Annotated in this window: 10 protein-coding genes; 9 read left to right on the top strand and 1 reads right to left on the bottom strand. The window is 72.2% G+C overall.

Features of this window, described 5'->3' with window-relative positions:
- Positions 1-137: 137 nt before the first annotated feature.
- The 9 genes from ftsW (at position 138) to HCN52_RS15300 (ending at position 8,910) form a co-directional block, all read left to right on the top strand.
- On the top strand, positions 138-1,373 hold the full coding sequence (ftsW, locus tag HCN52_RS15340; RefSeq protein ID WP_338315598.1) for a putative lipid II flippase FtsW: 1,236 nt from the start codon (positions 138-140) through the stop codon (positions 1,371-1,373).
- 6 nt (positions 1,374-1,379) lie between these two features.
- Positions 1,380-2,471, top strand: coding sequence for an undecaprenyldiphospho-muramoylpentapeptide beta-N-acetylglucosaminyltransferase (gene murG / locus HCN52_RS15335; RefSeq protein ID WP_168089007.1), 1,092 nt, complete (start codon positions 1,380-1,382; stop codon positions 2,469-2,471).
- Positions 2,472-2,501: 30 nt separating this feature from the next.
- Entirely contained in the window at positions 2,502-3,320 is an 819-nt protein-coding gene (locus HCN52_RS15330) for a cell division protein FtsQ/DivIB (protein WP_168089006.1), read from the top strand.
- A gap of 295 nt (positions 3,321-3,615) precedes the next feature.
- On the top strand, positions 3,616-4,836 hold the full coding sequence (ftsZ, locus tag HCN52_RS15325) for a cell division protein FtsZ (RefSeq protein ID WP_168089005.1): 1,221 nt from the start codon (positions 3,616-3,618) through the stop codon (positions 4,834-4,836).
- 89 nt (positions 4,837-4,925) lie between these two features.
- Complete coding sequence (pgeF, locus tag HCN52_RS15320; protein ID WP_168089004.1) at positions 4,926-5,666, top strand: peptidoglycan editing factor PgeF; 741 nt, start codon at positions 4,926-4,928, stop codon at positions 5,664-5,666.
- Complete coding sequence (locus HCN52_RS15315; protein WP_312876713.1) at positions 5,659-6,411, top strand: YggS family pyridoxal phosphate-dependent enzyme; 753 nt, start codon at positions 5,659-5,661, stop codon at positions 6,409-6,411. Before pgeF ends, HCN52_RS15315 begins: the two co-directional genes overlap by 8 nt.
- A gap of 119 nt (positions 6,412-6,530) precedes the next feature.
- Positions 6,531-7,163: a cell division protein SepF gene (locus HCN52_RS15310; RefSeq protein ID WP_168089003.1), complete on the top strand. Its 633-nt coding sequence runs from the start codon at positions 6,531-6,533 to the stop codon at positions 7,161-7,163.
- Between the two features lie 69 nt (positions 7,164-7,232).
- Positions 7,233-7,520, top strand: coding sequence for a YggT family protein (locus HCN52_RS15305; RefSeq protein ID WP_167933858.1), 288 nt, complete (start codon positions 7,233-7,235; stop codon positions 7,518-7,520).
- Positions 7,521-7,569: 49 nt separating this feature from the next.
- A complete protein-coding gene (locus HCN52_RS15300) occupies positions 7,570-8,910 on the top strand; it encodes a DivIVA domain-containing protein (RefSeq protein ID WP_168089002.1) in 1,341 nt (446 codons plus the stop codon).
- 132 nt (positions 8,911-9,042) lie between these two features.
- On the opposite strand, the gene ileS is transcribed toward HCN52_RS15300, so the two are convergent.
- A complete protein-coding gene (ileS, locus tag HCN52_RS15295) occupies positions 9,043-12,216 on the bottom strand; it encodes an isoleucine--tRNA ligase (protein ID WP_168089001.1) in 3,174 nt (1,057 codons plus the stop codon).
- Between the last annotated feature and the right edge of the window lie 626 nt (positions 12,217-12,842).

The following is a 12,842-nucleotide window of genomic DNA, read 5'->3' as shown; positions in this document are numbered from 1 at the left end:
GCCCGTTCCATGCGGTGGGCCGCGGTCGCCATGAAGACCGCGCCGATCGCCACCGTCACGCCGAGGACCCCGACGAACAGCCGCGGCGGGGCGGCGGCGAGCCCCCGTCCCGGCCACCGACCTTCCTCGCGTCCGGGGTGAGCCGCTTCCAGCGCGCCTGGGACCGCCCGCTGACGGCCTACTACGTCGTCCTGGGCACCTCACTGCTGATCATCCTGCTCGGCCTGGTGATGGTCTTCTCCTCGTCGCAGATCCAGGCGCTGCGCAACAGCCTCCCCGCGACGTACTTCTTCCAGAAGCAACTGGTCGCCGCGGTCATCGGCGGAGTGCTGATGGTGCTCGCCGCGCGGATGCCGGTGAAGCTGCTGCGGGCCCTGACCTATCCGTTCCTCGCCGTCTCCATCGTGCTGCTGATCGCGGTGCAGATCCCGGGCATCGGCGTGGAGATCAACGGCAACACCAACTGGATCTCCGTCGGCGGGCCGTTCATGCTCCAGCCGAGCGAGTTCGCCAAGTTGGCCCTCCTGCTGTGGGGCGCCGACCTGATCGCGCGGAAGGGCGAGCGGGGGACGCTGGACCAGTGGCGCCACCTGCTGGTGCCGCTCATCCCCGGCGCGCTGCTGGTGTGCGGGTTGATCATGATCGGCGGGGACATGGGCACCGTCATGATCCTGGTCGCCATCGTCTTCGGGCTGTTGTGGCTCGCCGGCGCCCCGACGCGGCTGTTCGTCGGGGTCCTCGGCGTGACGGTGGCGATCGGCGCGGTCTTCATGGCGACCGCGGCCCACCGCATGGAACGGCTCTCCTGCGTGATGGCGTCGGACCCCGGCCCGGGTGACGAGTGCTGGCAGGCCGCCCACGGCATCTACGCCCTGGCCTCCGGGGGGTGGTTCGGATCCGGGCTGGGCGCGAGCGTGGAGAAATGGGGCGAACTCCCCGAACCACACACGGACTTCATCTTTGCCATCACAGGGGAGGAGCTCGGCCTCGCAGGGACGCTGTCCGTCCTCGGGCTCTTCGCCGCTCTAGGCTATGCGGGTATCCGCGTGGCCGGACGCACGGAGGACCCGTTCGTCAGGTATGCCGCGGGAGGGATCACCACCTGGCTGATGGCGCAGGTCGTCATCAACATCGGTGCGGTGCTCGGGCTGCTGCCCATCGCCGGCGTCCCCCTCCCGCTGTTCTCCTACGGAGGGTCCGCGCTGCTGCCCACGATGTTCGCCGTCGGACTGCTGATCGCCTTCGCGCGCAGCGACCGGTCGGCACGGGCCGCCCTGGCCACGCGGCGGCGCCCGGACGGCAGGAGGCCGGCCGGGCTGGGTTGGACGTCGAAGAGGCGGCGCGAGGTGAACGCGTCGTCCGGAGAGCGGTGAAATTCGGTGCATGTCGTACTCGCAGGCGGAGGGACCGCCGGTCACATCGAGCCCGCGCTCGCCCTCGCGGACGCCCTGCGCAGGCAGGACCCCTCCGTGGGGATCACGGCGCTCGGCACGGAACGCGGTCTGGAGACCCGTCTGGTCCCCGAACGCGGCTACGAGCTGGCGCTGATTCCCGCGGTGCCGCTGCCGCGGAAGCCGACCCCGGAACTGATCACGGTTCCCGGCCGGCTGCGCGGCACGGTCAAGGCGGCCGAGGACGTCCTGGAGCGCACCAAGGCCGACTGCGTCGTCGGCTTCGGCGGCTACGTGGCGATGCCGGCCTACCTGGCCGCCAAGCGCCGAGGGGTGCCCATCGTGGTCCACGAGGCCAACGCCCGCCCGGGGCTGGCCAACAAGATCGGTGCTCGCTACACCAAGCACGTCGCGGTCTCCACCCCGGACAGCAAGCTCCGCCACGCGCGCTACGTGGGCATCCCGCTGCGGCGCTCCATCGCGACGCTCGACCGGATGGCGGTCCGTCAGGAGGCGCGCGCCGCCTTCGGTCTCGACGCGGCCCCGCCGACGCTACTGGTCTCCGGCGGCTCGCAGGGAGCGCGGCGGCTCAACGAGGTCATCGAGTCGGTCGCCCCGGCCCTCCAGCGCTCCGGTGTGCAGGTGCTGCACGCGGTGGGCCCCAAGAACGACCTGCCGCGCCCGGACAACATGCCGGGGATGCCCCCCTACGTGCCGGTACCGTATGTGGATCGGATGGATCTCGCCTACGCCGCCGCCGACATGATGCTCTGCCGCGCGGGTGCGATGACCGTCGCCGAGCTCTCCGCCGTCGGGCTGCCGGCCGCCTACGTCCCGCTGCCGATCGGCAACGGCGAACAGCGGCTGAACGCACAACCGTTGGTGAAGGCGGGCGGCGGCGTGATCGTCGACGACGCGGAGCTGACGGCGGACTGGGTGCGGGAGAACGTCCTTCCGGTGCTGACCGACCCCGGACGGCTGCTTGCGATGTCGCGTGCGGCCGCCGAGTTCGGCCGCCCCGACGCCGACGAGCTGCTGGTCGGCATGGTGTACGAGGCGATCGCCGCGCGGCAGGCGTAGGCGTCGCCCCAACAGGCAGGAGCGCAAGGCGTGGCCGGACCGGTGAGGACCGCGGAGCGGGACGAGGAGCGGGGACCGCTCGACACCGGATCCGGCGCGCCCGGGGCCGGCGGGCCGCCCCCGCGCCGGCGCCGGCTCCCGGGGCGCGGCCTGCTGGTGGGGCTGCTGGTGCTGGGTGTCGCCTCGGGCGGGTTCGGCGTCTGGGCGCTGTACGGCTCGCAGTGGCTGCGGGTGGAGCAGGTCTCGGTCGACTGGACCGGCGGCCCGCGGCAGCTGGAGCGGGCCGAGGTGCTGGAGGCCGCCGCCGTGCCGCTGGGGGCGCCGATGGCCGCCCTCGACAAGGGCGCCGTCCGGCAGCGGGTCCTGGAGACGCTGCCCCGCGCCGGTGACGTCCAGGTGGTGCGCGCCTGGCCCAACGGCGTGGGGCTGAAGGTCACCGAGCGGGAGGCGGAGGTCCTCGTCCCCGACCCCGAGGGCTACATCGAAGTCGATCCCGAGGGGGTCGCGTTCGCCCTCGTCCCCGACGCGGTGGAGGGCGTGCCGCTGCTGGAGATGGAGCTGGACTCCGGTGCCGGGCTCCGCCGCTTCGGGGAGGACCGCATCCGGCTCGGGGCGGTGGGCGTCGTCTCGGCACTGCCCGAGGCGGTGCGCGAGCAGACCGAGGTGGTGCGGGTCCGTTCCTGGGACGCCGTGCTGCTGGAGCTGGCGGACGGGCGTACCGTGCTCTGGGGCAGTCCCGAGGAACCGGAGGCCAAGGCCACCTCGCTGACGGCGGTGATGAAAGCCGTCCCCGAGGCCCGGCACTTCGACGTGACCGTTCCCAGCTCCCCTGCTGCGGAGTCGGGTTGACGCTCAAGCAGGTGTTTGCTGACGTCATCGACGCTGGTCAACCCCCGGGTTGGCGAAGACGGCGCGTGATCACATAGGGTGAAAAGAAAAGCGGGAGGCCCGGCGTGTTCGTTGAACGCGCACCGCTTGTCGACTTAGTGTCCGTTCCAGGAATCCCAGGAATGACAAGCACAGGTAACCCTAAACTTGGGCTTTAGGGTTCGGGTCGGGCCTTCTCCCGTCCCAACGGCATCAGTCGCGCTCCGCGAGCAGACGCGGGACGACGACACGTAACTCGAGGCGAGAGGCCTTCGACGTGGCAGCACCGCAGAACTACCTCGCAGTCATCAAGGTCGTCGGCATCGGCGGCGGCGGCGTCAACGCCATCAACCGGATGATTGAGGTCGGTCTCAAGGGTGTCGAGTTCATCGCCATCAACACGGACGCCCAGGCGCTCCTGATGAGCGATGCCGACGTCAAGCTGGACGTCGGCCGGGAACTCACCCGCGGGCTCGGCGCCGGAGCCAACCCCGACGTCGGCCGCAAGGCGGCCGAGGACCACCGCGAGGAGATCGAGGAGGTCCTCAAGGGGGCCGACATGGTCTTCGTCACCGCGGGGGAGGGCGGCGGCACCGGCACCGGCGGCGCCCCGGTGGTGGCCAACATCGCACGCACCCTGGGGGCGCTCACCATCGGTGTGGTGACGCGTCCGTTCACCTTCGAGGGCCGCCGCCGCGCCAACCAGGCCGAGGACGGCATCGCCGCGCTGCGCGACGAGGTCGACACCCTCATCGTCATCCCCAACGACCGGTTGCTCTCCATCTCCGACCGCCAGGTCAGCGTGCTGGACGCCTTCAAGTCGGCGGACCAGGTGCTGCTCTCCGGTGTGCAGGGCATCACCGACCTCATCACCACGCCGGGTCTGATCAACCTGGACTTCGCCGACGTGAAGTCCGTCATGTCCGAGGCGGGGTCCGCCCTCATGGGCATCGGTTCCGCCCGCGGCGACGACCGTGCGGTGGCCGCGGCGGAGATGGCGATCTCCTCGCCGCTGCTGGAGGCGTCCATCGACGGCGCCCGCGGCGTGCTCCTCTCCATCTCCGGTGGCTCCGATCTCGGTCTCTTCGAGATCAACGAGGCCGCGCAGCTGGTGAGCGAGGCCGCCCACCCCGAGGCCAACATCATCTTCGGCGCCGTCATCGACGACGCCCTCGGCGACGAGGTCCGGGTCACCGTGATCGCCGCCGGGTTCGACGGCGGCCAGCCGCCGGCGCGCAACCGCGAGAAGGCCCTGACGGGGTTCGGCGGTCGTGAGGAGAGCGCCGCGGCCGAGCGCCCCGCGCCCGAGCCGGAGCCGGAGCGCCCCGCTTTCGGCGGCCTCGGCGCTCTGCCGCCGCGCGAGGAGGAGAAGCCGGCCGAGCCGGTGGCCGCGCCGCCGAAGGCGGAGTCCCCGCTCTCGCCGCCCCAGGTACCCTCGGCTCGACCCTACGAGGGCGGTCCGGCGGAGGAGCTGGACGTCCCCGACTTCCTGAAGTGACGCCCGCGGGCTGACACTTCCCGACTCGGTTCCCGTGGGGCCGGCCGACTCCGGCCGGCCCCACGCGGGGCCAAAGGGAACGCGAGACGGTGATAGCACAGCAGTACTCGACGGGCGGCGCGCACTTCGCCTTCACCGACAGGTGGGGCGGGGTGAGCGCCGCTCCGTACGACCGGCTCAACCTCGGCGGCGCCGTCGGTGACGACCCGGAGGCGGTGGCCGCCAACCGTGCGCGGGCCGCGGCCGCGCTGGGGCCGACCGCCGGGCCGGTGGTCTGGATGAACCAGGTGCACGGCGCGGACGTCGCCGTCGTGACCGGCCCCTGGCCCGGCGGCGAGGCCGCCGCGGTCGACGGCCTGGTCACGGCGGTGCCCGGTGTGGTGCTGGCGGTCCTCACCGCCGACTGCACCCCCGTACTGCTGGCCGACCCGGTCGCCGGGGTCGCCGGCGCGGCGCACGCCGGCCGCCCGGGGCTCGCGGCCGATGTGGTCGGCGCGACGCTGACGGCCATGGCGGAGCTCGGGGCGGACCCGGCGCGCGTGGTGGCCCGCACCGGGCCCTCCGTCTGCGGCCGGTGCTACGAGGTGCCCGCCGCGCTGCGGGACGAGGTGGAGGCCCTGGTCCCGGGCACGGCCGCGACCACCACCTGGGGCACGCCGGCCATCGACATCCCCGCCGGGGTGCGCTCTCAGCTGCTGGCGCGGGGGGTGCGCGAGGTGGCGGCGTCGGACATCTGCACGCTGGAGTCGGCCGACCACTTCTCCTACCGCCGTGAACGGGTCACCGGCCGGCTCGCGGGCTACGTGTGGACCGGCGGCGACCGTGACTGATCCGCTGGAGGGGCCGGGGGAGCGGCTCGACGAACTCCGCGCCTCGCTCGGCCGGGTGGAGCAGCGGATCGCGCGCGCGTGCGAGGCCGCCGGCCGCGACCGGGCGGAGGTCACGCTGATCGTGGTGACCAAGTTCTGGCCCGCCTCCGACGTCCGGCTGCTCGCCGAGCTCGGCGTGCGGGACGTGGCGGAGAACCGGGACCAGGAGGCCGCGGCCAAGGCCGCCGCCTGCGCGGGCCTCCCGCTCCGCTGGCATTTCGTCGGCCAGCTCCAGACCAACAAGGCCCGCTCCGTGCTGGCGTACGCCGACTACGTGCACTCGGTGGACCGGCCGAAGCTGGTCCGGGCGCTGTCGGCCGCGGCGGAGCAGCGCGCCGGGGGCGAGGTCGCCGCCCTGGTGCAGGTGGCGCTGGAGAAGGAAGAGGACGGCGGTGCCGGGGACGGTGGGCGCGGCGGGGCGGCGCCCGAGGACGTCAGCGGGCTCGCGGAGGAGATCATGCGCGCCCCCGGGCTCCGGTTCGCCGGGCTCATGACGGTGGCACCGCTGGAGGGGGCGTACGCCGGGCGTCCGGCTGCGGCCTTCGAGCGCGTGGCGGAATTGTCAAGGAGCCTGCGGGTGGCGGCTCCTGCTGCCACCATGGTGTCCGCGGGTATGAGTGCTGATCTGGAGGAGGCGATCGCCGCCGGTGCGACACACGTACGTGTCGGCAGTGCGGTGCTCGGAGTCCGCCCCCCGCTCCGGTAACGTCGCCAATCAAGTCGGACTACAGCCGAAAATATGGTGATTCCCGGCTAAACGGGCATACACCAGGATCCCGGCCCCGAGAGTCGGAGCCGGTCCACCACCGAGCGGAGGACGCAGCGATGGCTGGCGCGATGCGCAAGATGGCGGTCTACCTCGGCCTCGTGGAGGACGACGGCTACGACCGTCAGGGCTACGGCCCCGATGACGACTTCGAGCCGGAGCCGGAACCGGAGCGAGGGCGACGGCAGCAGAGCCACGAACCGGAGCGGCGGGAGCCTCCGGAGGAGCCGGTGGCGCGGGTGGTGCACCCCCCGGCGCAGCGGGAGCGTGAGCCGGATCCCGCTCCGGTCTCCCTGATGACGGACAGTCGCCGAGCCGGGAGGATCGCTCCCGTGTCTTCCATCACATCCGAACGCCCGAGCCTGGAGAAGAGTGCGCCGGTGATCATGCCCAAGGTCGTGTCGGAGCGGGAGCCCTACCGGATCACGACGCTGCATCCCCGGACCTACAACGAGGCCCGTACCATCGGGGAACACTTCCGCGAGGGCACCCCGGTGATCATGAACCTGACGGAGATGGACGACACCGACGCGAAGCGACTTGTCGACTTTGCTGCTGGTCTGGTCTTCGGACTTCATGGCAGCATCGAGCGCGTGACACAGAAGGTCTTCCTCCTGTCGCCTGCTAACGTCGATGTAACGGCGGAGGACAAGGCCCGCATCGCCGAGGGCGGGTTCTTCAACCAGAGCTGACGGGTACACCGTCGAGGAAGGCCCGGCCGACCGGTCGGGCAGAACACAGGGGAGAGGGAAAGAGCCACGATGGGCACCGTATGGGGCGTGGTCTACGTCGTCCTGTATTGCTTCCTTTTCGTCCTGTTGTTCCGGCTGGTGATGGACTACGTCTTCATGTTCGCCCGCTCGTGGCAGCCGGGCAAGGCGATGGTGGTGGCGCTCGAGGGCGCCTACACCGTCACCGACCCGCCGCTGAAGGCGTTGAGGAAGGTCATCCCGCCGTTGCGCTTCGGGGGCGTGACGCTCGATCTGTCCTTCTTCGTACTCATGATCATCGTTTACATCCTGATCAACGTCGTGGCTGGACTGCTGTGAACCAGTACCTTCCAGTCGATATGCCGACGACTCACGTTGAGGTGAAGAGATGCCGTTGACCCCCGAGGACGTGCGGAACAAGCAGTTCACGACCGTCCGGCTGCGCGAAGGCTACGACGAGGACGAGGTCGATGCCTTCCTCGACGAGGTCGAGGCCGAACTGACCCGGCTCCTGCGGGAGAACGAGGATCTGCGGGCCAAGCTCGCGGCTGCCACGCGCGCCGCGGCACAGAACCAGCAGAACATGCGCAAACCCGACCCCCAGGAGAGGCCGGGCGGCCCGCCGGCCATATCCGGACCGCAGGGCGGCCACCAGCAGGGTGGTCCGCCGCAGGGCCACCAGCAGGGCCACCAGCAGGGCGGTCCCCAGGGCCACCAGCAGGGCGGTCCGCCCCAGGGGCACCAGCAGGGCCACCAGCAGGGCGGCCCCATGGGCGGCCCGCCGCAGCTGCCCGCCGGTCCCGGCGGGCACGGCGGCCCGATGGGTCACCCCGGCGGTCCGCAGCAGGGTCACCCCGGTGGTCCGGGCGGCCCGCAGGGCCACATGGGCGGCCCCGGCGGTCACCCCGGGGGTCCGCAGCAGGGTCACCCCGGTGGTCCCGGCGGTCCGCAGGGCCACATGGGCGGCCCCGGCGGTCCCGGTGGTCCGCAGCAGGGTCACCTCGGTGGTCCCGGCGGTCCCGGTGGTCCGCAGCAGGGTCACCCCGGTGGTCCCGGTGGTCCGCTCGGCATGCCGCCCCAGCAGCAGCAGGGCGGCAACGAGTCCGCCGCCCGTGTGCTCTCCCTGGCGCAGCAGACCGCCGACCAGGCGATCGCGGAGGCCCGTTCCGAGGCCAACAAGATCGTCGGTGAGGCGCGCAGCCGCGCCGAGGGTCTGGAGCGGGACGCCCGTGCCAAGGCCGACGCGCTGGAGCGGGACGCGCAGGAGAAGCACCGTGTCGCGATGGGTTCCCTGGAGTCCGCCCGCGCCACGCTGGAGCGCAAGGTCGAGGACCTGCGCGGCTTCGAGCGCGAGTACCGCACCCGCCTGAAGTCCTACCTGGAGAGCCAGCTGCGTCAGCTGGAGAGCCAGTCGGACGACTCGCTGGCGCCGCCGCGCACGCCGTCCGCGCCCTCACTGCCGGCGTCGCCGAGCCCGTCGATGGCCTCGGCCGGTGCTCCCTCGCCCGGTGGCGGTGGCCACCAGTCGATGGGTGGTCCCGGTGGCGGCGGTCCGATGATGGGCGGCGGTCCCAACGGACCGGGCGGCCAGTCCTCGTACGGCGGTCAGCAGCAGATGGCCCCGGCGATGACCCAGCCGATGTCGCCGGTCCGTCCGCAGGCTCCGCAGCCGGTGCAGCAGGCACCGTCGCCGATGCGCGGGTTCCTCATCGACGAGGACGACAACTGAGCACCGACGGCTGACGCCGGAGGCAGCAGTTCACAGGGGCGGGGCCCGGACTCTTCACGAGTCCGGGCCCCGCCCCTGTGGCGTGTCCGGGGCGGGGGGGGCGGCCCCGGGGCCGCCCCCACCGCGCGGGGGTCAGTCCGTGTGGCGACGCAGGCGGAACGTGAGGCCGAGAGCCTCGTCCCGGAACTCCTCGCCGTAGCCGTCCTCGCCGGTGGCGTCGCCCTCGGCCAGGTCGGCGGCGAGTACCTCGCCCGCTACCAGCGCCTGGTGGTCGGCGAGCGCCCGGGCCAGTTCCTCACCGTCGGCCCGCCAGCGGACGGCGATCCGGTCGGCGACGTCCAGCCCGCTGTTCTTCCGCGCCTCCTGGACGAGTCGGATCACGTCGCGCGCCAGGCCTGCGCGGCGCAGCTCCGGGGTGATCTCCAGGTCCAGTGCGACGGTCGCACCCGGGTCCGACGCCACCGACCAGCCCTCGCGGGGCGTCTCGGTGATGATGACCTCCTCCGGCGACAGCGCCACCTGCTCGCCGTCGACGGTCACCGCGGCGGTCCCGGCGCGCAGCGCCGCCGACAGCTCGGCGGCGTCGGCCGCCGCGATGGCGGAGGCGACGGTCTGGGTGCCCTTGCCGAACCGGCGGCCCAGCGCGCGGAAGTTGCCCTTGGCGGTGGTGTCGACCAGGGAGCCGCCCATCTCCGAGAGCGAGGCCAGCGCGGCGACGTTCAGCTCCTCGGCGACCTGCTCCCGCAGGTCGTCGCCGAGCAGTTCGAACCCCTGCGCGGCGACCAGCGCGCGGGAGAGCGGCTGCCGGGTCTTGACGCCGGACTCCGCTCGGGTGGCGCGGCCCAGTTCGACGAGGCGCCGCACCAGCAGCATGTCCTGGGACAGCTCCGGGTCGACCATCGACTCGTCGGGCACGGGCCAGCTGGAGAGGTGCACGGAGTCCGGTGCGCCCGGCGTCACCGGGACCACCAGGTCCTGCCACACCCGCTCCGTGATGAAGGGCACCAGCGGCGCCATCATCTGCGTGACGGAGACCAGAGTGTCGTGGAGCGTCCGCAGCGCGGCGCGGTCGCCCTGCCAGAAGCGACGGCGGGAGCGGCGGACGTACCAGTTGGAGAGGTCGTCGACGAAGGTCGAGAGCAGCTTCCCGGCGCGCTGGGTGTCGTAGCTCTCCAGCGCGGTGGTGACCATGCCGTTGAGGGCGTGCAGTTCGCTGAGCAGCCAGCGGTCCAGCAGCGGGCGGTCGGCCGGCGCCGGGTCCGCCTCGGAGGGGGACCAGTCGCAGGTGCGGGCGTACAGCGCCTGGAAGGCGACGGTGTTCCAGTAGGTCAGCAGCGTCTTGCGCACCACCTCCTGGATCGTGCCGTGGCCGACCCGGCGGGCTGCCCACGGCGAGCCCCCGGCGGCCATGAACCAGCGGACGGCGTCGGCGCCGTGCTGCTCCATCAGCGGCATCGGCTCCAGGATGTTGCCCAGCGACTTGGACATCTTCCGGCCGTCCTCGGCCAGGATGTGCCCGAGGCAGACGACGTTCTCGTAGGCGGAGCGGTCGAACAGCAGGGTGCCGACGGCCATCAGCGTGTAGAACCAGCCGCGGGTCTGGTCGATCGCTTCGGAGATGAACTGCGCCGGGTAGCGCTGCTCGAACAGCTCCTTGTTGCGGTGCGGGTACCCCCACTGCGCGAACGGCATCGACCCGGCGTCGTACCAGCAGTCGATGACCTCCGGCACCCGGGTGGCGGTGCGGGAGCAGCCCTCGGCGGTGCAGCCGAAGGTGACCTCGTCGATGTGGGGGCGGTGCGGGTCCAGCGCCGACTGGTCGGTGCCGGTCAGCTCGCTCAGTTCGGCCAGCGAGCCGATGACGGTGAGGTGGTCCTCCTCGCAGCGCCAGATGGGCAGCGGGGTGCCCCAGTACCGGTTGCGGGAGAGCGCCCAGTCCACGTTGTTGGTGAGCCAGTCGCCGAACCGGCCGTGCTTGACCGACTCCGGGGTCCAGGTGGTCCGCTCGTTCTCACGGAGCAGCGCGTCCTTGATCCGGGTGGTGCGGATGTACCAGGAGGGCTGCGCGTAGTAGAGGAGCGCGGTGTGGCACCGCCAGCAGTGCGGGTAGCTGTGCTCGTAGGCGACGTGGCGGAAGAGCAGGCCGCGGGTGTCGAGATCCGCGACCAGCGCCTCGTCGGCCTTCTTGAAGAAGACGCCGCCGACCAGCTCCAGCTCCTCCGCGAAGGTGCCGTCGCCGCGGACCGGGTTGACCACCGGGAGGCCGTAGCCGCGGCAGGTCCGCAGGTCGTCCTCGCCGAAGGCGGGGGCCTGGTGGACCAGACCGGTGCCGTCCTCGGTGGTGACGTAGTCGGCGAGCACCACGAAGTGCGCGGCCGGCGCCTCGGGGCCGAAGGCGACCAGGTCGAACGGGCGCCGGTAGCTCCAGCGCTCCATCTCGGCGCCGGTGAACGACCGGCCCGTGGCGGTCCACCCCTCGCCCAGCGCCTTCTCCAGCAGGTTCTCGGCGACGACCAGCCGCTCCTCGCCGTCGGTGGCCTCGACGTAGGTGACCTGGGGGTGGGCGGCGACGGCGGTGTTGGAGACCAGGGTCCACGGGGTGGTGGTCCAGATCAGCAGCGACGCCTCGCCCGCCAGCGGGCCGGAGGTCAGCGGCATCCGCACGAAGACCGAGGGGTCGACGACCGACTCGTACCCCTGTGCCAGCTCGTGGTCGGAGAGCCCGGTCCCGCAGCGGGGGCACCAGGGGGCGACGCGGTGGTCCTGCGAGAGCAGCCCCTTGCCGTGGATCTCCTTCAGCGACCACCAGACCGACTCGATGTACTGCGGGTCCATGGTGCGGTAGGCGTCGTCGAGGTCGACCCAGTAGCCCATGCGGCGGGTCAGCTCGGCGAAGGCATCGGTGTGCCGGGTCACCGAGGCGCGGCAGGCGTCGTTGAACTCGGCGATGCCGTACGCCTCGATGTCCTTCTTGCCGCTGAAACCCAGCTCCCGCTCGACGGCGAGCTCCACCGGCAGCCCGTGGCAGTCCCAGCCGGCCTTGCGGGCGACGTGGTAGCCGCGCATCGTCCGGAAGCGGGGGAACACGTCCTTGAAGACCCGCGCCTCGATGTGGTGGGTGCCCGGCATGCCGTTGGCGGTGGGCGGACCTTCGAAGAACACCCACTCCGGGCGGCCCTGGGCCTGCTCCATGGAGCGGACGAAGGTCTTGTTCTCCTGCCAGAAGTCGAGCACCTCGTGCTCGAGGGCGGGCAGGTCCACCTGCGCGGGCACCGCGCGGTACCTGGGCTTGGGGTCTGACGACATCGGGGGCATCCTCCGGCGGGACGTGACGCGTTCCGTCGGAGGGACGAGACGACCACGCCGTGCGGCGCGGGTCCCGCGGTACCACCCTCCTTGGCGGCGGTCTGCCGGTGCAGTCCACCACCCGCTCAGTTGGGTCAGCGCTGCCGGTTCTACCGACCCCCGTGCGGGGGCTTTCCTCCGGCGGCTCGGGGGTGATCTTCGCGCCGCGCCTGCCCCCGGGCTTCCACCGTCCCCGGGTCGCTGCGGCCGCTGACGACGCTACTCGTCCCCGTCGTTGCCTCTCGCTGCCGCCCAGTGTACGGGGGCCGGGCGGCGACCTCGACCCGGTTGCCGCCGCCGCCCGTCGGCGGCAGTGGTCCACGCCGGTGCCGCGTGGTGGCACCCGGCGTGCCCACATTGCCGCGCGGCCTGTGCCGATTTATGGTTCCCGTCATGATACGCGCGCGATGTCACGCTATGTGAAAGGGGCGCGGCCATGGTGGCGAACGACGACCCCGCCGCCCGCCGAGCGGTGGCGAAGAAGGCGGCGAAGAAGGCCTCCGGCACCGGCCGGCCGGTCGCGTCCGCCGCGGGTTCCGCCACCGCGGCGGAGCGCAGCCAGGCGCGGCGGGCGTACCGGGACCGTC

Source organism: Streptomyces bohaiensis, from assembly GCF_012033785.1.
Classification (GTDB): Bacteria; Actinomycetota; Actinomycetes; order Streptomycetales; family Streptomycetaceae; genus Streptomyces; species Streptomyces bohaiensis.
This window is presented reverse-complemented; position numbering and strand designations above follow the sequence as displayed.

Bases quoted from the DNA above. Each gene is read 5' to 3' on its own strand.
- HCN52_RS15300 (WP_168089002.1), top strand. From the start codon at position 7,570: ATGCCGTTGACCCCCGAGGACGTGCGGAACAAGCAGTTCACGACCGTC.
- HCN52_RS15310 (WP_168089003.1), top strand. From the start codon at position 6,531: ATGGCTGGCGCGATGCGCAAGATGGCGGTCTACCTCGGCCTCGTGGAG.
- HCN52_RS15305 (WP_167933858.1), top strand. From the start codon at position 7,233: ATGGGCACCGTATGGGGCGTGGTCTACGTCGTCCTGTATTGCTTCCTT.
- ileS (WP_168089001.1), bottom strand. From the start codon at position 12,216: ATGTCGTCAGACCCCAAGCCCAGGTACCGCGCGGTGCCCGCGCAGGTG.